General features: G+C 62.9%; 16 protein-coding genes and 1 pseudogene. 4 read left to right on the forward strand and 13 right to left on the reverse strand.

Annotated features, from left to right (window positions below; genetic code table 11):
* Positions 1–35: 35 nt before the first annotated feature.
* The 8 genes from AC1RTP_RS16315 to AC1RTP_RS16350 form a co-directional block, all read right to left on the reverse strand.
* On the reverse strand, positions 36–4,736 hold the full coding sequence (locus AC1RTP_RS16315; RefSeq protein WP_498608678.1) for an NAD-glutamate dehydrogenase domain-containing protein: 4,701 nt from the start codon (positions 4,734–4,736) through the stop codon (positions 36–38).
* A 170-nt stretch (positions 4,737–4,906) separates the two neighbouring features.
* Positions 4,907–6,247 (reverse strand): N-succinylarginine dihydrolase, encoded by a 1,341-nt coding sequence (gene astB / locus AC1RTP_RS16320; RefSeq protein ID WP_498608679.1) that lies wholly within the window; start codon positions 6,245–6,247, stop codon positions 4,907–4,909.
* An 8-nt stretch (positions 6,248–6,255) separates the two neighbouring features.
* On the reverse strand, positions 6,256–7,725 hold the full coding sequence (gene astD / locus AC1RTP_RS16325) for a succinylglutamate-semialdehyde dehydrogenase (protein WP_498608680.1): 1,470 nt from the start codon (positions 7,723–7,725) through the stop codon (positions 6,256–6,258).
* Positions 7,718–8,770 (reverse strand): arginine N-succinyltransferase, encoded by a 1,053-nt coding sequence (gene astA / locus AC1RTP_RS16330; RefSeq protein WP_498608681.1) that lies wholly within the window; start codon positions 8,768–8,770, stop codon positions 7,718–7,720. The genes astD and astA overlap by 8 nt, the downstream gene beginning before the upstream one ends.
* Before the next feature lie 14 nt (positions 8,771–8,784).
* The gene (locus tag AC1RTP_RS16335; RefSeq protein WP_498608682.1) at positions 8,785–9,816 is read right to left on the reverse strand and encodes an arginine N-succinyltransferase; all 1,032 of its coding nucleotides are present in this window, start codon (positions 9,814–9,816) and stop codon (positions 8,785–8,787) included.
* A gap of 129 nt (positions 9,817–9,945) precedes the next feature.
* Positions 9,946–11,190: an acetylornithine/succinyldiaminopimelate transaminase gene (locus AC1RTP_RS16340; RefSeq protein ID WP_498608683.1), complete on the reverse strand. Its 1,245-nt coding sequence runs from the start codon at positions 11,188–11,190 to the stop codon at positions 9,946–9,948.
* Between the two features lie 155 nt (positions 11,191–11,345).
* The gene (locus AC1RTP_RS16345) at positions 11,346–12,281 is read right to left on the reverse strand and encodes a GlxA family transcriptional regulator (RefSeq protein ID WP_498608684.1); all 936 of its coding nucleotides are present in this window, start codon (positions 12,279–12,281) and stop codon (positions 11,346–11,348) included.
* Positions 12,282–12,284: 3 nt separating this feature from the next.
* The gene (locus tag AC1RTP_RS16350) at positions 12,285–13,202 is read right to left on the reverse strand and encodes a DMT family transporter (RefSeq protein ID WP_498608685.1); all 918 of its coding nucleotides are present in this window, start codon (positions 13,200–13,202) and stop codon (positions 12,285–12,287) included.
* A gap of 125 nt (positions 13,203–13,327) precedes the next feature.
* Between AC1RTP_RS16350 and AC1RTP_RS16355 the strand changes: the two genes are divergently transcribed.
* The 3 genes from AC1RTP_RS16355 to AC1RTP_RS16365 all read left to right on the forward strand — a co-directional run bounded on the left by AC1RTP_RS16355 (position 13,328) and on the right by AC1RTP_RS16365 (position 14,966).
* Positions 13,328–13,741: a MarR family winged helix-turn-helix transcriptional regulator gene (locus tag AC1RTP_RS16355; protein WP_498608686.1), complete on the forward strand. Its 414-nt coding sequence runs from the start codon at positions 13,328–13,330 to the stop codon at positions 13,739–13,741.
* On the forward strand, positions 13,735–14,019 hold the full coding sequence (locus AC1RTP_RS16360; protein WP_498608687.1) for a hypothetical protein: 285 nt from the start codon (positions 13,735–13,737) through the stop codon (positions 14,017–14,019). The genes AC1RTP_RS16355 and AC1RTP_RS16360 overlap by 7 nt, the downstream gene beginning before the upstream one ends.
* A gap of 110 nt (positions 14,020–14,129) precedes the next feature.
* Complete coding sequence (locus tag AC1RTP_RS16365) at positions 14,130–14,966, forward strand: HDOD domain-containing protein (RefSeq protein WP_498608688.1); 837 nt, start codon at positions 14,130–14,132, stop codon at positions 14,964–14,966.
* On the opposite strand, the gene AC1RTP_RS16370 is transcribed toward AC1RTP_RS16365, so the two are convergent.
* Both AC1RTP_RS16370 and AC1RTP_RS16375 read right to left on the reverse strand, forming a co-directional pair.
* On the reverse strand, positions 14,967–15,377 hold the full coding sequence (locus tag AC1RTP_RS16370; protein WP_498608689.1) for a DUF4019 domain-containing protein: 411 nt from the start codon (positions 15,375–15,377) through the stop codon (positions 14,967–14,969). It abuts the gene before it with no gap.
* Positions 15,378–15,498: 121 nt separating this feature from the next.
* Entirely contained in the window at positions 15,499–16,866 is a 1,368-nt protein-coding gene (locus AC1RTP_RS16375; protein ID WP_498608690.1) for an FAD/NAD(P)-binding protein, read from the reverse strand.
* Between the two features lie 72 nt (positions 16,867–16,938).
* On the opposite strand from AC1RTP_RS16375, the pseudogene cysC reads away from it, so the two are divergent.
* A pseudogene (gene cysC / locus AC1RTP_RS16380) lies at positions 16,939–17,415 on the forward strand (adenylyl-sulfate kinase); the annotation flags it as partial.
* On the opposite strand, the gene AC1RTP_RS16385 reads toward cysC, so the two are convergent.
* From AC1RTP_RS16385 to AC1RTP_RS16395, 3 genes are read right to left on the reverse strand one after another with little or no spacing between them, the layout of a single operon-like run.
* Positions 17,367–18,296 carry an arginase family protein gene (locus tag AC1RTP_RS16385; RefSeq protein ID WP_498608691.1) on the reverse strand — a complete coding sequence of 310 codons (930 nt, stop codon included), beginning with the start codon at positions 18,294–18,296 and terminating at the stop codon, positions 17,367–17,369. The pseudogene cysC and the gene AC1RTP_RS16385 sit on opposite strands and share 49 nt — an antisense overlap.
* Positions 18,293–19,537: a hypothetical protein gene (locus AC1RTP_RS16390; RefSeq protein WP_498608692.1), complete on the reverse strand. Its 1,245-nt coding sequence runs from the start codon at positions 19,535–19,537 to the stop codon at positions 18,293–18,295. Before AC1RTP_RS16390 ends, AC1RTP_RS16385 begins: the two co-directional genes overlap by 4 nt.
* Positions 19,521–20,225, reverse strand: a complete 705-nt coding sequence (locus tag AC1RTP_RS16395; RefSeq protein WP_498608693.1) for a methyltransferase — start codon at positions 20,223–20,225, stop codon at positions 19,521–19,523. Before AC1RTP_RS16395 ends, AC1RTP_RS16390 begins: the two co-directional genes overlap by 17 nt.
* Positions 20,226–20,366 lie beyond the last annotated feature (141 nt).

Raw genomic sequence — 20,366 nt, forward strand, 5'->3', positions numbered from 1 at the left:
TCAGACCCTTGGGTCTGACCCTGGTTTACCGGGTTTCAGGCTGCCAGGCCGACGGCGTTGACCGCTTCCGACAACGCCCACACATCCAGCATCGCCTGCTCCAGGTCCGCCGAAGCTGCATAGCCCGACAAGCCCAGGGTGCAGGTCACCAGCTCCACCGCTTCGGCCGCATCATGGCCGTTGGTGGCGCGGGCCAGCACTTGCGACAGCAATTTCTGCTGCGTGCGGCGCAATGCCTGCTGCGCGTAGCTGCGCAGGTGTTCCTGCGACTTCGACGTCGCCGGCAGCTTCAGGCCGCGTTCCAGCGTATCGATGCCCGCTGCCGAACGGAGAGCCATGCCAACAGCCAGGAAGCCCGGCAGGTCCATGCCCGCAGGACGCTTGACCGACAGCGCAGCGAACACGAATGCCGCCACGCCTTCCAGCGCATCGACAGCATTCCATGCCTGCACGAATTCAGCACGCAGGCCTGGGTTGGTTGCCGCTTCCGACTGCACATCGGCAGCCATCTTGCGCACGGTGGCAGGATCTGCGAACAGCTTGGTCAGCTCGGCGATGCCGGCGCCGCGCAGTTGGTCTTTCGACACGCCCATCACGCCTTCCATCACAGCCTTCAGCATGGCGCGGGTGCGCACATCGACGCGCATCGCCACGTTGCGCGGTACGTTCAGCGCATCGGCATCCAGGGTGTCGAAGATCGGCGCCAGGTCCAGCGCGGACCATGCCTGGCCCCAGGCCAGGATCACGTCCTGCTCGCTACCGTTGTTGGCGGCAGCGAGGTCGCGGATCATCAGCGGGCCGCAGCGGTTCACCACTTCATTCGCCAGCACGGTCGCCAGGATGGCGTTCGACAGCGGGTGGTTCAGCGGTGGACGGGTTGCCACCAGCTGCTCAGGGAAGTAAGGACGCAGCACCTTCTCCGCCCAGCTTTCGTCCGTCAGCGGCATGGCCGACAGAAGGCGCTTGTAGCGGTTCTTCACGTTGGCGATGACCACCGCCAGTTCCGGCGTAGTCAGGCCGCGGCCATCGGCCTTGCGGCGCGCCAGTTCGGCTACGCTCGGCAGGTGCTCCAGTTCGCGCGACAGAGCGCCCTCTTCTTCCAGGTCGGCGATCAGGTCGGCGTAGCCATCTTGCACATGACCTTCGGATTGGGCCTGGAATTCACGCACCAGCAAACGGGTTTGCTGGATGTTGTCGCGCAGGACCAGGCGTTCCACTTCCATGGTCATGTCGTTCAGCAGCTGGTTACGCGCCGCTTCGGTGGTCTGGCCGGCGTTGACTTCCACGTCCAGCCACATCTTGCAGTTCACTTCATGGTCGGAGCAATCCACGCCGGCCGAGTTGTCGATCGCATCGGTGAAAATGCGGCCGCCGGCCAGGGCGAATTCGATACGGCCAGCCTGGGTCGCGCCCAGGTTGCCGCCTTCCGCCACGACCTTGCAGCGCAGTTCATTGCCGCTGACGCGGATATTGTCGTTGGCGCGGTCTTTCACCTGCGCGTGGGTTTCGATGGAGGACTTGATGTAGGTACCGATACCGCCGTTGTAGAACAGGTCTACAGGGGCCAGCAGGATGCGGTGCATCAGCTCTTCCGGCGTCAGCGAGGTTTCTTCGATATCCAGTGCAGCGCGGATTTCAGGCGACAGATCGATCGAGCGCGCGCTACGCGGGAACACGCCGCCGCCTTTCGAAATCAGGTCCTTGTTGTAGTCTTCCCACGAGGAGCGCGGCAGCGCGAACATGCGCTGGCGTTCAGCGAAGGATTTCGCGGTATCCGGATTCGGGTCCAGGAAGATGTGGCGGTGGTCGAAGGCTGCCAGCAGTTTGATCTGGTGCGACAGCAGCACGCCGTTGCCGAACACGTCGCCCGACATATCGCCCACGCCCACCACGGTGAACGGGGTGGTGTTCATGTCGTGGCCCATCTCGTAGAAGTGGCGCTTGACCGCTTCAAACGCGCCCTTGGCGGTAATGCCCATCTTCTTGTGGTCATAGCCGTTGGAGCCGCCCGATGCGAAAGCGTCGCCCAGCCAGAAGCCGCGCTTCACTGCGATGCCGTTGGCGATGTCGGAGAAGGTTGCGGTGCCCTTGTCGGCAGCCACCACCAGGTATGGGTCGTCGTTGTCGTAGCGGACGGTGTCTTCAGGCGGAACGATCTTGCCCAGCACGCGGTTGTCGGTCATTTCCAGCAGGCTGGCGATGAACAGGCGGTAGACTGCTTCGCCTTCCGCAGCGATCACCTCGCGCGGCGCGTCTTTCGGCATCTGCTTGCAGACGAAGCCGCCCTTTGCACCAGCCGGCACGATCACGGCGTTCTTCACCATCTGCGCCTTCACCAGGCCCAGGACTTCTGTGCGGTAGTCTTCCATACGGTCGGACCAGCGCAGGCCGCCGCGGGCAACCGGGCCGCCGCGCAGGTGCACGCCTTCGAAGCGGCGCGAGAACACATAGATCTCGCGGAATGGACGCGGTTCCGGCACCAGGTGCAGGTTGCTGGTATCGAACTTGAAGATGATCTTGTCGCCCTGGCCGCCGTTCTGGAAGTAATTGGTGCGCAGAGTGGCCAGCATCAGGTCGATCATGGCCGCGACGATCACTTCGGTGTCGGCGTGGTTGATCGATGGCAGGCGGCCTTTGATGGCGTGCAGCTTGTCCTTGGCCACGGTGCGAGTGGCCTCCGGCAGCGATGGATCGAAGCGCTCTTTCCATGCATCGACCAGTTCCTTCACCAGCGCCGGCTGGCGGCGCAGGGTTTCCGCGATATAGCGCACGGAGAACTGGGTACCGGCCTGGCGCCAGTAGCTCATGTAGGCACGCACCAGTTGCACTTCGCGCAGGCGCAGGCCGCCTTCGACGACCAGGCCATTCAGGCGGCCGTCTTCGGCTTCATTGTTGAACAGGGCGTTGAACAGGTCTTCCGCCACGGCCACTACTCCAGGGCGCGACAGTTCGAGGGCGCTTTGCGCATCGACGGCCAGGCTGGTGACGTAATGCTTCTTGCCGTCGTTGGTGCGGATGGTGTGCGCGGATTCGCGCTCGATGGCCACGCCGGCGTTATGCAGCGCAGGCAGGATCGAAGACAGCGCAGGCACGCGGTCCACCGAGTACAGGCGGATGGTGGTGGAGGAATTGCCTTCCGATGGCAGCTCGACGCGTACGGCGACGCGCTCTTCCAGGCCATTGCGCAGGATCTTGTCCAGGTCATGGAAGGCCACGCTTGGCGGGGTCGAAGCCACGTAGTCCACCGGCAGCGTGGAGCACAGCTTGCGCAGGCTATTACGCAGCGGCTCTTCGCCTACCTTGTCGGCCAGTTCGGAGAAGCGGTCATGCCAGCCGTCCAGCACCGTCAGCAGCGGACGCTGGATATCGCTTTCCAGGTCTAGCGGATAACGTGCGGCGTGGGCGATCAGGTACAGGCGGGCCAGTGGACCGTCCGACACCAGGGTTTGCGAGCTGACGTGGGTGGCGCCGGAGCTGTCCTGCAGGGCGCGCGCCAGTGCGTGCGCCACGGAGGCGGAGTAGCGTTCGCGCGGCAGGTAGACCAGCACGTTCAGGTGGCGGGCATACACGTCGCGGCGCGCAAAGACTTTGGCGCGCGGCTGCTTGTACAGCGATACCACGGCGCCGCACACTTCGGCCAGCCATTCAGGTTCCGCTTCCAGCGCTTCGGTGCGCGGCAGCGATTCCAGGATCTCGATGAATTTCTCGGCACGGAAGCCGGTTTCGCGCACGCCGGCAATCTTCAGCACTTGTGCGATGCGGCCGCGTGCGAACGGCAGGCGGGCCAGCGGGGTCAGGTTGGCGGCGCGGGTGAACAGGCCGACGAAGCAATGCTCGCCCAGGATGGCGCCCTTGCCGTCGGTGTGGCGCACGCCGATGAAGTCCAGCGACTGGTCGCGGTGCAGCGTGCCGCCGACGTCGGCTTTGACGATCGACAGGGTGTGGGCGCGCTTGGACAGGGTGTCGAAGTCGCCAGGGATGTTGGCCAGGCAGGTACCGTAGATCGGGTGTGCGGTGTCCTGCAATACGCCGACGCGGCTTGGGATGTCGCGTTCCAATTCGCGCGCGCCCGGCTTGACCTGGTAATAAGCGTAGCCGTGCACTTCGAAGCCCTCGTCGCGGGCCCACTGCAGGAAGGCAGCTACTTCCTGGCCTTCTTCGCCGTGGGCGGCGGATTCGGTGGCGACGGCGCTGAAGCGGTCCTTCATCGCGGCCTGGTCGCGTTTCACGACGGCGGCGTCGCGCGCCACCATTTCAATGCGGTCGGTCAGTTCTTTCAGCGCGCCGTCTTCCAGCTTTTCGGAAAGCAGGCACAGGACCATGGATTCGAGCTTGTCGCCTTTTTGGCCAACTGCTTCCACCGAGCCGTCGGCGCTGCGGCGTACCGGCAGCACGGCGTTCAGCACGCCGTTCGAGCCGACGCGCAGCTTGCGCATGGCGATCACGATGGAGTCGACGAGGTAAGGCATGTCATCGTTGACGATCAGCAGGGCGGTGGCGTGGCCGCCGCGCGCTTCTTCGTATTGGAGCTTGGCGATCTGGCAGCCGGAGGCGGTGCGCTTGGCCAGTTGGGTGAAACCATCCACAAGGACTGGCGCCAGGCTGCCGGGAGACAGGTCGGCCAGGTCTTCATCGTCCAGGGAGCCGAGCCAGGCTTCGATCAGTTGCGCGATCGGGCCGCTGGCTTTGACCAGTTCGAGCGTTTGCTTGCGCAACTCTTGTGGCATTTGTTTCATCTGCTTCTCCAAATACGTTGTGGGTACTTTGTTTTCTAAACCGGTAAACCAGTGTCTGACCCGCAGGGTCTGACACTGTCTGCTCGTCGGCCAAAGGTACTTTTAGCACCCCAGCCTTCGCACAGAAGGGTGTCTGCCCCTGCGGGTCAGACACCGGTTTACCGGTTTTATTACAGGTCGTAAAGGCCAGGTAAGCCCAGGATCTGTTCCAGCTCTTTCAATGCGGTATGCACTTCAACAGCCAATTGCGGATCTGCTAAATCTTTTGGTTCCAAATGGTCGCGATAGTGTTTCTCCACCCATGCGACCAGGCTATGGTACAGCGTTTCGGTCATGACTACACCCTGGTGCATGGCCGCCGCTTCTTCATCGGTCAGCGCCACGCGCAGGCGCAGGCAGGCAGGCCCGCCGCCGTTGCGCATGGACTGGCGCAGGTCGAAATGAATCAGTTCATCGACCGGGCCGCCGGAGGCGACCAGTTTCTCCAGGAAGGCCGCAACAGCTGGAATCTCCTGGCATTCATGCGGCGTCACCAGCGCCATCTTGCCGTCCGGCTTGGACAGCAATTGGGTATTGAACAGGTAGGACGACACTGCATCCAGGACCGACACTTCGGCGGTCGGCACGCGAATCGCCACCAGCTCCGCCCCCACGCCCTTCATGGCGGAACGGATCGCGGCCAGTGCAGCCTGTTCATCGGCAAACGCTTGCTCGTGATAAAACAGCACATTGCCATTGCCTACGGCGATCACGTCGTTGTGGAACACGCCCTGGTCGATCACGTCCGGATTCTGCTGCACGAACACGCAGCGCGCAGGATCCAGGCCGTGCAGGCGGGCCACGGCTTGCGATGCTTCCAGCGTATGACGGGCCGGGAACTTCTTCGGCGCCGGTGCGGAAGGATCGAACTCCACGCGGCCATAGACGAACAGTTCGACGGCAGGATTGCCATGCCGGTCGCACAGGCGGGTATGGTTGGCCGCGCCTTCATCGCCAAAGGCTGGGGTGCCAGGCAGCGCATCGTGCACGGCGAAGAAACGCGGGTCCTTGAAGATGGCGCGCAGAGAGCGGGCCGACTGCACGTGCTCGAATGCGCGGTGCAGTTTGTTGTTCAGGTTTGCAGCGGTGAAATGCACGCGGCCATCGGCGGTATCGGCAGACGGGCTGACGGTAGCGGCATTAGCAGTCCACATCGGCGAAGCCGAATAGGCGCAAGCCAGGATTACCGGCGAATCGTTGTACGCCTTCGCGATCACGTCCGCGTCGGAGCCGGTGTAGCCCAGGCTGCGCAGCAGGCGGAAGTTCGGGCGGTCCTGCGGCGGCAGCAGCGCTTGCGCGAAACCGCGCTTGGCCAGCTCGCGCATCTTGGCCAGGCCCTGCAGGGCGGCCTGCTTCGGGTTCGAAGCGCTTTTGACGTTATTGAAGGAGGCAACGTTACCGAACGACAGGCCGGCGTAGTTGTGCGAAGGCCCAACCAGGCCGTCGAAGTTGTATTCGCGTGCAGGGCGCATGGTCATCCTCAGAAGTTCATGCCAGGCGACAGCTTGGCAGGCATTTCAAGGGCGCCGTTCTCGATCGACGCGACCGGGTAGGCGCAGTAGTCCGCTGCATAGTATGCGCTTGGACGGTGGTTGCCGGACTTGCCGACGCCGCCGAACGGTGCGGAGCTGGCCGCGCCGGTGGTCGGACGATTCCAGTTCACGATGCCGGCGCGGGCGCGCAGCTGGAACTTCTGCCACAGCGATTCGTCGGTCGACAGCAATGCTGCTGCCAGGCCGTAGCCAGTGTTGTTGGCGGCGCGGATCGCAGCGTCGAAATCATCGACGCGGACGATCTGGGCCAGTGGGCCGAACCATTCTTCGTCAACGATGCCTTTGGCGTCGGTGGTGTCCACGATGCCGGCGGAAACGAAGCCGGTGCCCGGTTCCAGCAGGCGCATTTCCAGCAGCATCTGGCCGCCCTTGGCGACCATGTCGGCTTGCGCCTGCACCAGCTTTTCAGCCACGGCAGCGGAAACCACAGGACCCATGAACGGTGCCGGCTCGGCAGCCGGAGCGCCTACGCCTAGTTTCGACGCCACTTCAACGAAGCGCTTGACGAAGGCATCGCCCTGCTCGCCCTTCTGCACGATCACGCGGCGCGCGCAGGTGCAGCGCTGGCCGGCGGAGATGAAGGACGAGGAAATCGCCATGAACACGGCCGCGTCGATATCGGTCGGGTTCCACACGATCAGCGGGTTGTTGCCGCCCATTTCCAGCGCCAGCAGCTTGCCTGGCTGGCCACCGAACTGCTTGTGCAGTGCCGCGCCGGTCTGGCTGGAGCCGGTGAACAGCACGCCGTCGATTTCAGTGTTCTGGCCCAGCGCGATGCCGGTTTCGCGGCCGCCGTTGACCAGGTTGATCACGCCAGCAGGAACGCCGGCTTTTTCCCACAGCGCTACGGTCTTGATGGCGGTGCGCGGTGCGTATTCGCTAGGCTTGAACACCACGGTGTTACCCGCGATCAGTGCAGGCACGATATGGCCGTTCGGCAGGTGGCCAGGGAAGTTGTAAGGACCGAACACGCCGAACACGCCGTGCGGACGGTGGCGCAGAACGGCTTCGCCATCGGCCACCTTGTTGCGGGTTTCGCCGGTGCGGTTGCCGTAGGAGGTAACGGAGATGTCCACCTTGTTGGCCATGGTGGTGACTTCGGTGCGCGCTTCCCACAGCGGCTTGCCGACTTCTTCGGAAATGGTCTGCGCCAGGTCTTCCGCGTTTTCCTTCAGCAGGTCGCGGAACTTGGTGACGATGGCGATGCGCTCTTCCAGCGGACGGTAGGCCCAGGCTTCGAAGGCGGCGCGCGCTGCATGCGCAGCTTCCGCCACATCGTCAGCGGTCGATTCCTGCGACGAGTAGATATGCTTGCCGGTGGCCGGGTTGGTGGTCACGATGGTCTCGCCGTGGCCGGATTTCCATTGGCCGTTGATGAAATTGCTCAGTTCAGACATTCTGGTTCTTCCTCACGTTGAGAGACAGGGTGCGCACGGTTTCGCCGGAGTGGCAGTGCAGCAGTGCTTGTTCCTCCTTGGACAGGTCAATGCCGCCGTCGGATGGATTGGCGTCGGTCAGGATCATGCGGAAGTCCTGCATGACGGTGTTCGACACCAGGTATGGTTCGGTGGTGTGCAGCGCGCAGGCGTGGGCCGTGTCGGTATCGCGCTCCACGGTTGCCAGTTCGCTGTCGCGCATGGCGCGCAGTTCGGAAACGCGCGCTTGCAGCACGGGGCCCGCGTCGAAAATATCGACATAACCTTCATAGTGCAGGCCTTCCTGCTCCAGCAGGCGGCGTGCAGGCGCGGTGGCCTGGTGCACTTTGCCGATCGCTTCCTGCGCGTCTTTCGGCAGGTAGTCGACGTACAGCGGCTGGCGCGGCATCAATTCGGCGATGAAGGACTTCTTGCCCAGCGCGGTCAAATCGTCCACGTGGTGGAAGTCCATCTTGAAGAAATAGCGGCCCAGGCCCTCGTAGAACGGCGAGCTGCCGTCTTCGGCCTGGTAGCCGCGCATCTCGGCGATGATCTTCTGCTCGAACAGGTGCGGGAACTGGGCGATGAACAGGAAGCGGCTCTTCGAGAGCAGCTTGCCGTTATTGCCCTGGCGGTAGTCAGGGTGCAGGAACAGGGAGCACAGCTCGGAGCAGCCGGTCAAATCGTTCGACAGGTACAGCGTGTCCATGCGGGTGAACACATTCAGCTCGCGGCTGGAGTGCACCAGGGTGCCGATGCGGTAGTTGTAGAAAGGCTCGGTCAGGCCGACCGCGCCCTTGATGGCGCACACGCCGGCCAGGCGGCCGGTATCGGTGTCTTCCATCACGAACAGATAGTCGCGTTCTTCCGGCGGGATGGTTTCGGCGAAGGAGGCCACGGCGACGGCGACGCGGTCGCCCATCATCTTCATGTCCGGCTTCAGCGTGGTCATGCCGGTGCCTACCTGGCTGGCCAGGTTGAACAATCCGTCCAGGTCATTCGCTTTAATGGCGCGTACAACTAGCATAGGTATTCTCGTTCTTAAATGCGGACGCAGGTCACGGTGTCGCCTTCTTCCACGCGCAGGATTTCCTGGGCTTGCGGGGACAGGCAAACGGTATCGGTATTTTCCAGCGGTGCGCAGTTGATCGTCACCGCGCGGAAGCGCTGGTCAGGGCCGGTGGACACGGCGTACGTCGCCACAGCATCGCTGGCTTGCGTGCCATTGACGCTGGCCACGCGGCGCGGCAGCGAAGAGCTGAAGGTACGCAGCGTGTGCTTGTGCGCCTGCAGGATCGGGCCGCCGTCGAAGATGTCGATGTACTCGTCGGCTTCAAAGCCTTCGGAGGTCAGCAGGTTGAAGGCCAGTTCGCCGCTTGGATGGATCTGGCCCATCACGGCCTGTGCATCGCCGGGCAGCAGCGGCACATACACCGGGTAGTGCGGCATCAGTTCCACGATCAGGGTGCGGTTACGCGCACCGCCGATCACGCGCTCGGCATCCAGGAAATCCATCTTGAAGAACTTGCGGCCCAGCGCGTCCCAGAATGGCGAACCACCGTTGTCGTCGGTCAGGCCGGCCAGCGGCACGAAGAAACGGTCGCCGAAACGGTGCGGCGCCTGCACTGCATACAGCAGGCGGGAACGCGACAGCAGCGCTGCTTCCGGACGCTGCGCCACGCTGGCGTCGACGTAGAAACCGGACAGCTGCGAGTAGGCGGTCAGCTCGGAGCACAGCGTCAGAGCGTGCACGCTATGGCTGATGTTCAGGTCGCGCGAGACTTGCTGGATAACGTCGTTACGGAAGGAGAAGTAGGTGCCGTTCGAGCCTGCGGAGGCGTGGATGGCGGCGGTGCCGACGATCTTTTTATCGGCCAGCGACTCCATCACGAACATATACGACTCTTCGCTCGGGATGTCGACGTGGGCGGAGAAGGAAGCGATGGAACGCTCTACTGCCTGCTCGATCTTTTCGCGCGTCTTCGGCAGGGTATGAACACCCGGCATGCTGACCGCGGCCAGTGATTCGAGGGCGGCGATGTCGGCGGTTTCTACCGGACGGACTACGTACATTTATAGCTCCTGTTCTTCTTTGAATCGAAACCGGTAACCCGATGTCTGACCCGCAGGGTCAGACACCTGGCCTGCGGCAGCCGCGGGCCGGGTGCCTGACCCTGCGGGCCAGGCACCGTATTACCGGTTTTAGGCGGCCTTGGTCAGCTCAGCAATCGCCACACGGATAATGCGATCCGCTTCATCAATCTGCGCATCGGATACGATCAGCGCAGGCGCCAGGCGCACCACATCCATGCCGGCGATCAGGATCATCAGGCCCTGGGCTTCAGCAGCGCGTTGGATATCCTTGGAACGGCCCTTGAACGGCTCAGCCACAACCAGACCCAGCAGCAGACCCGCACCGCGCACAGCGGAGAACACTTGCGGGAAATCACGCACCAGGCCTTCCAGCTTGCCGATCAGCTTCTCGGAAGCCTCTTTCACGCGCGCCAGGAAAGCCGGCTGGTTGATGGTATCCAGCACGGTCAGCGCCACGGTGGCAGCCATCGGGTTGCCGCCGTAGGTGGTGCCGTGGGTGCCCACTGCCAAGTGCTTGGCCAGTTCTTCGGTGGTCAGCATGGCGCCGATCGGGTAGCCGTTGCCCAGCGCTTTGGCCGAGGTCAGGATGTCCGGAGTCACGCCGTAGCCCTGGTAAGCGAACAGGGAACCGGTACGGCCCATGCCGCACTGCACTTCGTCGAAGATCAGCACGGCGCCGACTTTGTCGCACAGCTCGCGCAGGGTCTTCAGGTATTCAGGATTGCCCGGCATCACGCCGCCTTCACCCTGCACCGGCTCAACGATCACGGCGCAGACGTCGTCGCCGATGGCAGCCTTGGCCGCTTCGATATCGTTGTAAGGAATGTGGTCGATCGATGGTGGCAGCGGCTCGAAACCTTCGGTGTACTTAGCCTGGCCGCCGACGGACACGGTGAACAGGGTACGGCCGTGGAAGGAGTTCAGGCAGGACACGATGCGCGGCTTCTTGTCGCCGTATTTGGCGTGGGCAGCCTTGCGGGCCAGCTTCAGGGCCGCTTCGTTGGCTTCGGCGCCGGAGTTGCAGAAGAAGGCGCGGTCGGCGAAGGTGGCTTCGGTCAGGGCCAGGGCCAAGCGCAGCACAGGCTCATTGGTATAGCCATTGCCCAGGTGCCACAGGGTATTGGCTTGCTTGGTCAGCGCTTCCACCAGCACTGGGTTGCAATGGCCCAGGGAGGCCACGGCGATGCCGGAGGTGAAGTCCAGGTAATGCTTGCCGTTCTGGTCCCACAGGTCCAGGCCCGCTGCTCGCACTGGCACCATTTGGGCAGGTGCGTAAGTCGGGACGAGCACCTCGTCGAAGGTGGCGCGGGTTACAGGGCGGGTGGTAACAGTCGAGTCAAGCTTGGCGTTCATAGCAAATCCCCATCAATGGTAAGGTGTACTGCATTGTAAAAGCGGGGATGCTAAAACTCTTTTGAATCTGCGACAAGGATTTTCAAAATTGTCCAAAACCCTGAAACCCGGTAAACCTGGGTACGGCCCAAGGGCCGGACCCGGGTTTACCGGGTTTAGCGGTTCAATTTGCGCTGCCGCTCCTCACGCGGCGTATTGCCGAAAAGCGTGCCAAACGCGGTGGAAAAGTGCGATCCCGACGAGAATCCGCACATCAGCCCAACTTGCACAATGGAATGGTTTGTTTCTAAAAGTAATTGCCGCGCCCGTTGCAGGCGCAGCTCCAGGTAATACCGCGAAGGCAAAGACCCCAAATACTGCTTGAACAGCCGCTCCAGCTGCCGCCGCGACAAGCCCACCAGTCCCGCAATATCGTCAGTCGACAAAGGCTCCTCAATATTCGCCTCCATCAAGGTCACAGCCTCCGACAGCTTAGGCTGCAGCGCACCAAAGCGCGCCTGCAAAGCCACCCGCTGCCGCTCCTCCGACGAGCGCACCCGGTCAATACACAAGGCTTCCTTGATCTCAGCCTGCACATTCGCCCCGAACAGCGCCTCGATCAAAGTCAGCGAAAAGTCCAGCGAAGCCGCCCCGCCGCAGCAGGAAACCAGCCTGCCATCGATCTCGAACAAATTCGGTGTGAGTATGGCGCGCTCGGTAACATCCTCGGTTTCCGCATATAGCGCCCAAGGCAAGGCAATGCGCGCCCCGCCCGCGGCCCCGGTCTGGGCCAGCCACAGGACGCCAGCCCCTACGCCGCCCCAATACTCCGCCTCACGGCAGCGCTCGATCACCGCGCGCAGCTCGCCATCGGCAAGGCGCGCGGTACCTTCATCCGCAACGAGCAGCGCCAGCTGCCAGTCCCCGGCGGTACCGGCTGCCTGGGACGGGCTGATCACGTCAAGCTGGAAACTGCCGTTCAGGATGCGCTGGGCCAACCGCAATGGCTGCACCAGGCCGGACCAGGCCAGGCTATCCGGCTCGCCCGCATTCACCAGCAGCATGCGCAGCGGCCGCTCCCGGGTCAGGCGACTAAGTTGAGCAAATGACATCTTCTATTCAGGGACGAGCGCCGACGCCGGTCGCTCAGGGGTATTCCATTGGCTGACAATCATACCGGAGATCAATAGTGCCGCGCCCAGCAGCTGCATCACACCCATCGTCTCGCCCAGCCAGAAGTAGCCGAAAATGGCCGCGCTGGCGGGTTCGAAAGCGTAAATCACGGCCGCCTCGTTGGCCGTGGCATGGCTCTGGCCCCAGGTTTGCAGGGAAATTATGGCCGCCGTGGCGATCACGCCCAGGTAGATCAGGTTCCACTTGTAGACCATCAGGTTCTGCCAGATATAGCTGTAGTAATCAGACACATCATGCGGCACGTCGATCACTCCGCGCGGCACTTCACGCAGCAGGATCCACAGGCCGGCGAACAGGGCCACGGTCCAGATCTGGGCCACGGTCAGGGTCATCAACCGGTCGACCTTGCGCGAGAACTGCTCCATCACCTTGATGTAGAGGCCAAACAGGAAGGCCGCAGCCAAGGCCAGCCAATCGCCACGCCCCCAGCTGAAGCTGCCATCCCAGCACAGGGCGAACAGGCCGCCCACGGCCAGCAGCAGCGCCAGCACAATGCGCTTGTCTGGCCACTTGCCCATGGCAATGCCCAGCAACGGAACCACCAGCACATTCAGGCCGCAGATAAAGGCATTGCGGTTGGAGGAAGTCAGGGTCAGGCCTTCGACCTGGGTCAGGTAGCAGAAGAATAGCAGCACCCCGGCCAGGAAGCCGTAGTGCAGGTCGCGCCATTTGGCGCGCCACAGGAAGGGGGAAAGCAGCAATCCGGCGATGGCAAAGCGCGACACCACGATCCAGTTGGCCGACAAGTTGTCGGTCATGTCCTTCATGGCGGGGAAGGTGGTGCCCCAAACGATGGTCACCACCAGCAGGGCCAGGATACCGCGAGCGTGTTGGGGCATGGCGAAAACCACATCTTGTTATAAGTTTGCATATAGTAACCGATGCCGGGCAAGGCTGGCGGGCGCTATAATTCCAAGCCATGGGCGAACGATATTTGAAAAGCATCCGGTTGTTGGCTGAATGCATGCAAGGGTTTGAGAGGTGGTCCGGCGATCATGTTCGCCAATGCGGCCTCACCCACGCACAATTCGATATCATCGCCACACTGGGCAACACCAAAGGCATGAGCTATAAGGAGCTGGGCGAGCGCACCCTGATCACCAAAGGCACCCTGACCGGCGTCATCGAACGCCTGGAACAGAAGGGCCTGGTGGAACGGGAACGCAATGCCGACGACAAACGCTCCTTCTTCGTCCGCCTGACACCGGCGGGCGAGCAGCTATTTGCCGAAGTGTTCCCGATTATCGTCGCCAAGGGTGTAGAGTTATTCTCAGACTACAGCGATGCCGATTATGAAGCCCTGGAACGCACCCTGGCCGGGCTGAAGGCCACGATCAGTGCCGCTTCACCACTACTTAAAGAACGAGAAGAATGTTAAAGACCACCCTGCTGGAAGGCATCAAGCCGGCCAAATTCGACAAGCAAATCTCCGGCAACCTGCTGCTGGAAACAACGTCGGTTGATGCCGTGCGCATGGAAAAACTGCTGATTGGCATTCGTAATGAAGACGGTGAAATCTACCGCCTGATCGGCGCCACCAAGCACAACAGCTTCACCAATGCTGTAGAAGAACTCGAAGACCTGGAACTGGTCGACGAGCTGGGCGATGTCGAAGGTACCGTGGAAGGCTGCGACGCCATTTTCGGCGAAGGCTAAGCGGGACGCATAGCCTGTTTTAATGGGGTCCGGCATGGCCTGCGGAAAAATTCATCAAAATAAACGCCCTTTGATAGTTCCTCAGGGCAATTTCTGCTTATAATTTTCGCATGGACAGACTGGAAGCCTTCAAAGCAATTGCAGCCCAAGCGGGCCGCGGTGAGCTCACATTTCCCACCAATATCGACGCGTCGATCAAGCTGCAGCGCGCGCTGAACGACGAGAATTGCCATATCGACCTGGCAGCCAAGCTGGTGCAAGCCGACCCGCTGCTGGCTGCACGCACGGTGGCGATTGCCAACTCGGTGGCCTATAACCGCTCCGGCATGGAGATTTCCAGCGTCAAGACAGCGGTGCAGCGCCTCGGCGTGCGCACCCTGCAATCGCTGGTAACTTCGGTGATCGTGCGCCAGTTGGGCACCAAAATCCGCAATCCCCTACTCAAGGCCAAGGCCAACCAGCTGTGGGAGCACACGGCCCACGTGGCGGCGCTGGCTCAAGTGATCGCACGGCGCGTTTCCCACGTCGACCCCGATACCGCCATGTTTGCCGGCATCGTGCACGAAGTTGGCGGCTTCTACATGCTGTCGCAGGCCGAAGCCTATCCGGAAGTAATGGAAGGCGATCCGGAAGAATGGACTACCTTCGGCGAAGTGCAGATCGGCCGCGGCGTGCTGCAAAAGCTGATGATCCCCGAGAACGTGTTCAAAGCCGTGGAAGCCATGTGGGAAGGCATGCGCGCCCTGCCGCCCGAGAACCTGGGCGACACGCTGTTGCTGGCCAACGACCTCTCCCCAATCGCCTCCCCGCTGCACGCCCGCCCGGGCGCCACCTCGGTAGCCGCAGCCAGCACCATCGACTTCGCCGTCGGCGACGGCACACTGGCCTCCATCATGGAAGAGTCGGCGGAAGAAGTGAAATCCCTCACTTCCGCGCTGCTGCACTAACTATTTGATGAAGTAGCCGGACACGCGCCAATTGCCGTCCGGTTCCTTCATTGGGGTGACCGTTTCCACGGCGGCGGCCTTGTTCTCGAATTGCGTGGTGAATTGCAAGACGAAGTAGTCTCCATCGGGTGCGCCAGGCAGGCTGTGGGTGAACTGCGCGTTGGTCAGGCGGCGCACCTTCACGGCGCCCAAGGGCATGCGCACGTTGCGCAAGGCTTGCTCCCAGCCCGGCTTGTTGACCGCCTTCTGGAAAGCAGGGGCCGCCTTATCCCAACTGGCGCCATAGTTGCCGGCATCGGTCAGGGCCAGCCAATCGCTGGCGGCAGCCTTGGCCGAATCGCCCGACGCAGCATCCTGCGCCAACACCGCACCCGACAACAACAAACCCGCAAACAACAAAGCAGCACGCATCGTCATCCTCCTTCATGAATTAATCACATTATGAAAGTCGGGGTCAGGTCTGGCAATCGGACACGAGCCCAGCCGCTAAGCGGCTGGGCTCGTGTCCGATTGCCAGACCTGACCCCGACTTTCAATTACTTAGGCACGTGTGGGCGATGGTGGTGGCGAACTGGCGGAGCTCGGGGACCGCGGTGGCTTCCCAATAGCCGGCTTTGAGCCAGGGGCCAATGTAGTAGAGGCCGGGCGTTGGCTGGCCGTTCGCGCCGAGCACGCCACATTTGGCGTCTACTTCTACACCGAGGCCGAGTGCGTCGGCTCGCATCATACCGTCGGCGAGCAGTTGCCGGACCAGAGGCACCGTGGCGCGGCGTGGGCTGGCGCAGCTTCCGGTGCAGTTGATGATCCGGGCGGCTCGCAAGTCGATGCTATTGGCGCGGCCACGCGGCTGCACTGTCACTACCGCGAGCTCGGCTTCGTCGCGGATGCATTGTATGCGGCCCGCCGTCACGCGTAACGCGCCACTCGCCAGCGCCGCTGATAGCTCTGACTGCACAGCGGGTGGCAGCTGGTGGCGGTGCACTTCCCAGTAGGGGCGCAGATGGCGCAGGAAGCGGCGCCGTTCTGCGGCGGGCCAGCCTTGCCAGATGCTTGCAGTCTGCGCTCGCATTGCGGCGAGTGCCTCGTGCCAGCCAAAGCCTGCGCCTTCCAATATTTCCACCTGCTGAAGGAACGCGCGCATGGCGGCGCGGGCGGTCGGCAGTTCTTCATGCAGCAGTGTACTGGCAGCTAGTTGCGCACTTGGCGCGGTGTAAGGCTGCGGTAGCAAGCCGTGGCGCGATACAGCATGCACGTGCAGGCTTGGATGGCGGCGCAGCAGCTGCAGCGCGATGTCGACTGCGGTCAAGCCGGTCCCCAGCAGCAGCACCGGCTCGTGCGCGCGGATTGTCGATAGCAAGCCAGCTTGCCAGGGATCGGCGACATAATGCGCGCTGTCGGTCAGCGCGCCTTGCGCCAGAGCGGGCGGCGGCGCGGCGAAGTGGCCAAACGCGAGCACCACTTGGCTAGCTTCGATGCGGCGGCCGTCTTCCAGCGTGGCAGACAAGGCTCCGTCTGGGGTGGCTTGCAAGTGCTGCACGCTGCCGCTCACGCAATCCAGCGTCGCATGGCGTGGCGCCTGCGATTGCGCCTGCAGCAGCGCCCATTCAAGGTAATCGCCATACACGCTGCGGGCAACGAAGGAATTCGCCGTTACTCGGCTGTCGCGCATGCTGGCGTAATGCAGGAAGTGTTCTGGATCGTCATGCAGCACACTCATATTGGAAGCCACCACATTGAGCAGGTGCTGCGGGCTTTGCGTGCCGTAGGCCATGCCGCGCGCGAGCTTCCCGCTGCGGTTAAGCAGCAGCACGCGAAGCGGCTCGCGGCCTGCGCCGCGCAGCAGCTGTATCGCGCACGCCACACCTGAAAACCCGGCGCCGACGATCAGTATCGTGCGCATGCTTGCCACCTGCTTCGCGTATATAGTCGCATCATGGACTCCTTCCACATTTCGCGCCGACAGCGCGAGGAAATGCATGGCCATCGCGGCGCGGTGGTCTGGTTCACTGGCCTGTCCGGCGCCGGAAAGACGACACTGGCGCACGCCCTGGAGCAGCGCCTGTTCCAGTACGGCTGCCAGGTTGTTGTACTGGATGGCGACCGCCTGCGGCAAGGCCTGTGCTCCGGTCTTGGCTTCTCTCCCGAAGACCGAAGCGAAAACATCCGCCGCGCTGGCGAGGCGGCACATTTGCTTGCAGATGCCGGCATCATCGTGCTCGCCGCACTGATCTCCCCACTGCGCGCCGACCGTGCCCGCGTGCGCGCCATGCAGGCCGAGGGCGACTTCATTGAGGCATGGTGCCAGTGCCCGCTGGAAGTCTGCGAACAGCGCGACGTCAAAGGCTTGTACCGCCGCGCGCGGGCTGGGGAAGTGGCGCAGTTCACGGGCGTTTCCGCGCCTTACGAAGCGCCGCTTGCGCCCGAATTGTCGCTCGATACCGCCCGCTGCAGCCTGGCCGAATGCGTCGAACTGGTGCTGGACGAGTTGTTCTCGCGCAGCGTGTTGCGCGCGCCGGGCAGCAGCTCGTTAAGCAGCTCCAGGCAGATGCGCGCGGCCTGGTCGCCTTCGTCCAACTCGGCGTGCCAGGCCGATACTGATACTGCCAGCAACGGGTAATCACGCAGGCGGCGGAACAGCTCCGCCATTTCCTCTACACGCGGCCCGGCGGGCACGTGGTATTTCAAGGCAGGCATACGCTGCGCCTCGTCCAGCACGTCGGTATCGAAATGCACGTAGAGCGATTCGTGCGGCGACAGGTGCTGCAATATTTCGTCCAGCGGGCAGCGCACGATCGCCGATCGAGCCAGCGCTTCGTCCTCGCCTGGATCAAGGTCGCGCGCATCGGACAACACTACTTGTGCTTCAGCGTATGGCCGCGCCCCCAATGCCTGGCGCAAGGCACTGATGCTGTCGCGACGGTGCTGACGCCGGTCCTGGCTTCCGACCAGCATTGCCAGCGGCATGCCGCCCAGGTATTGCGTATGGGTTGTGCCCCAGGTATGGAAGTCGCCATGCGCATCCAGCCATAGCATGCGCTGCGGTTCGCGTCCCGCGCGCTGCAGGCCGGCCATCACACCCATGGTCGACACGCAATCGCCCGAAATGCTCAAGGGAAGATCGCCCACCGCAGCTGCGGCTTCAACGTGCTGCGCCAGCACCGCATAGACGCGGCCCATGCTGCGCATCTGTTCATCCTTCTCGAGCAATTCAGTGGCGGTTGATTGCGGTGACTGCAGCACGGCCCACGGATGCTCGTCGAGCAGCTGCACGCGCTGCAAGCCATCGCGCCGTTTGCCCATCAGGTAAGGCACAAGAAGGCGGCGGATCATGACCACTGCTCCGGCGCGCGGCTATAACCAAGGGTATGCATCATTTCTTCCACCTCCGTACGCTGCACTAGCGGCAGCAGTTGGTCGCTGCGTTTGCGCCAGCGGCCGGGTGTTGGCTCCTCGGTAGCCATGGTGACCGGCAGTTCCGGGGAATGCGGTGGCGGCGGCAGGCCAAGCCACTCGCAGCTTCGCGCCAGCACACTGTCGGGATCGGCGAGGAAGTGCTCGAAGCGCACTGGCAGGCTCGCAACCCCGCTGTCGATGATGTGGCGATGGCAGGACAGCCACTGATTCAGGCACACCTCCTCCAGCGGCGCAGCGACGTAACTGCGCCAGTTCGGCGGCAAGTCGAATTTCCACCAGCGATGGCCGCCTTCGCATTGCTCCGAATAGCCGCTAATGCCTAACGTAACGCCATGCCGCTGCATATCGTGTGCGTGGAAGCCGACGGGTGACAGCCAGCCATCCATCAAGCCATTGACGCTGGCGGCGGCGCTGCGTGCAAGGTGGAGGTAACGCACCTGCGCATTAGGGAACAGCTGCTCATAGAGGCCTGCACGGTAAGCATCGGACGGGGTCTTGAACAGCAGGACCTTGCCGGCCGCGTCGTCTTCAGTGAAATGCCGGGCATGCACGGCTGGGGAGACGAAAGGCGGCTCCTCGATCTTGGCGGCTTCGCTGAAAGGCCGGCGCTGGCCGGGGCCATGACCTCCATCGTAATAATAAAGCCGCCACGGTTCGCGCCAGAACACTGCGCTCAACACGGCACGCTGCAGCTCCCGCTCACTCGGCGCGTCCGAAGAACGGGTGAATAGCAACGCCTCGTCCAGTGCACGCTCGAGCTGTGCATACGCAGGCGGCGCCGCAAACAAGGCGGGAAACTGCAACAGCAGGCGTTTGCGCCAACGCTCTTTCAATTCCGCCAGCGGAGCGGGCCGCTCGCCTGGCACCATCAGGCCATCGAAAATATCGTCGGCAAGGGCATCCGCATTTCGCAGGCGCGCAATGGCATCACTGCTGCAGGCTGGATCGTAGCCGAAGCCATTGCCGCTCAGGGCCAGGAAAGGCTCCGCCTCGCCATCCAGGCTTGCGATCTCGGGATGCCGCGCCAGCGCCGCCTTGAACAGCGTGGAGCCCGAGCGCGAGCTGGTGAGGATGACCGCAACGCGCTTTACCTGTGCGCGCCAGGGCGCGTGCGGCACGGCGCGCAGCTGGCGGATCGACTCAAGCAGCCCGTCCATGCTTGTCCGCTGGTTTGATCAGGAAGGCGAAGAACTGGCGCTCCTGGTCGCGCTCCGCCGCGCTCCTCGCCATCATGCGGATGCTGAAGCCATTCTGTTTCGCCAGCCGGCGCACTTCCTCCACCGCGCCGAAATTCGAATGCGCGAAGTAGATCCGGCCGCCGGGTTTGAGATGGCTCGCAGCCTGCTCGAAGAAAAGCGTATTGGTACGGAATTCCGTGTCCCACTGCGAGCGGGCCACCACGTCCGGCGCGGGCTTGTCACGGAAAGGCAGGTTCGCGGTGATCACATCGAAGCGCTCATCGCCCACTTTCTCGAACAAGTCGGAGCGGCGCACTTCCATCACATCGCCAAAGCCGTGTGCCTCCGCGTTGTGACGCGCACTGCGGATGGCCGCCGGGTTCACATCCAGCGCCAGCACGCGCGAAGCCTGCTGGTAGCAGGCGAAGACCGCGATCACCCCGGAGCCGGTACCGACATCAAGCACGCTTTCGCCAGGCTTGATGCGGAAGTTGCGCACCAGCGGCTGGCTATCGAGGAAGGGCCAGAAAGTATTCGGGTAAACGTGGAATTTTTTGCCGAGGTAGGTGATCGTTCGGCCACCATCGGGCACTGACTTGAAAGCCTTCTGGCGCATGGCTTGCCAACGATCGACTTGTTCAGTCGTAGGAAGTGCGGGTGCAGGCATCTCTGGTCCCCCTTATCCGTTTGATGCCATCCTATCGAGTCCGCTTGGCGAGAGCAAGAGTGCTTTTTTGCTTACATTCTGAAAGTCGGGGGGGGGGGGGGGGGGGGGGGGGGGGGGGGGGGGGGGGGGGGGGGGGGGCGG

Source organism: Pseudoduganella sp. GW821-FHT11H04, assembly GCF_058807935.1.

Coding starts and splice junctions, on each gene's coding strand:
- AC1RTP_RS16315 (WP_498608678.1), bottom strand. CDS start 4,736: ATGAAACAAATGCCACAAGAGTTGCGCAAGCAAACGCTCGAACTGGTC.
- astB (WP_498608679.1), bottom strand. CDS start 6,247: ATGCGCCCTGCACGCGAATACAACTTCGACGGCCTGGTTGGGCCTTCG.
- astD (WP_498608680.1), bottom strand. CDS start 7,725: ATGTCTGAACTGAGCAATTTCATCAACGGCCAATGGAAATCCGGCCAC.
- astA (WP_498608681.1), bottom strand. CDS start 8,770: ATGCTAGTTGTACGCGCCATTAAAGCGAATGACCTGGACGGATTGTTC.
- AC1RTP_RS16335 (WP_498608682.1), bottom strand. CDS start 9,816: ATGTACGTAGTCCGTCCGGTAGAAACCGCCGACATCGCCGCCCTCGAA.
- AC1RTP_RS16340 (WP_498608683.1), bottom strand. CDS start 11,190: ATGAACGCCAAGCTTGACTCGACTGTTACCACCCGCCCTGTAACCCGC.
- AC1RTP_RS16345 (WP_498608684.1), bottom strand. CDS start 12,281: ATGTCATTTGCTCAACTTAGTCGCCTGACCCGGGAGCGGCCGCTGCGC.
- AC1RTP_RS16350 (WP_498608685.1), bottom strand. CDS start 13,202: ATGCCCCAACACGCTCGCGGTATCCTGGCCCTGCTGGTGGTGACCATC.
- AC1RTP_RS16355 (WP_498608686.1), top strand. CDS start 13,328: ATGCAAGGGTTTGAGAGGTGGTCCGGCGATCATGTTCGCCAATGCGGC.
- AC1RTP_RS16360 (WP_498608687.1), top strand. CDS start 13,735: ATGTTAAAGACCACCCTGCTGGAAGGCATCAAGCCGGCCAAATTCGAC.
- AC1RTP_RS16365 (WP_498608688.1), top strand. CDS start 14,130: ATGGACAGACTGGAAGCCTTCAAAGCAATTGCAGCCCAAGCGGGCCGC.
- AC1RTP_RS16370 (WP_498608689.1), bottom strand. CDS start 15,377: ATGCGTGCTGCTTTGTTGTTTGCGGGTTTGTTGTTGTCGGGTGCGGTG.
- AC1RTP_RS16375 (WP_498608690.1), bottom strand. CDS start 16,866: ATGCGCACGATACTGATCGTCGGCGCCGGGTTTTCAGGTGTGGCGTGC.
- AC1RTP_RS16385 (WP_498608691.1), bottom strand. CDS start 18,296: ATGATCCGCCGCCTTCTTGTGCCTTACCTGATGGGCAAACGGCGCGAT.
- AC1RTP_RS16390 (WP_498608692.1), bottom strand. CDS start 19,537: ATGGACGGGCTGCTTGAGTCGATCCGCCAGCTGCGCGCCGTGCCGCAC.
- AC1RTP_RS16395 (WP_498608693.1), bottom strand. CDS start 20,225: ATGCCTGCACCCGCACTTCCTACGACTGAACAAGTCGATCGTTGGCAA.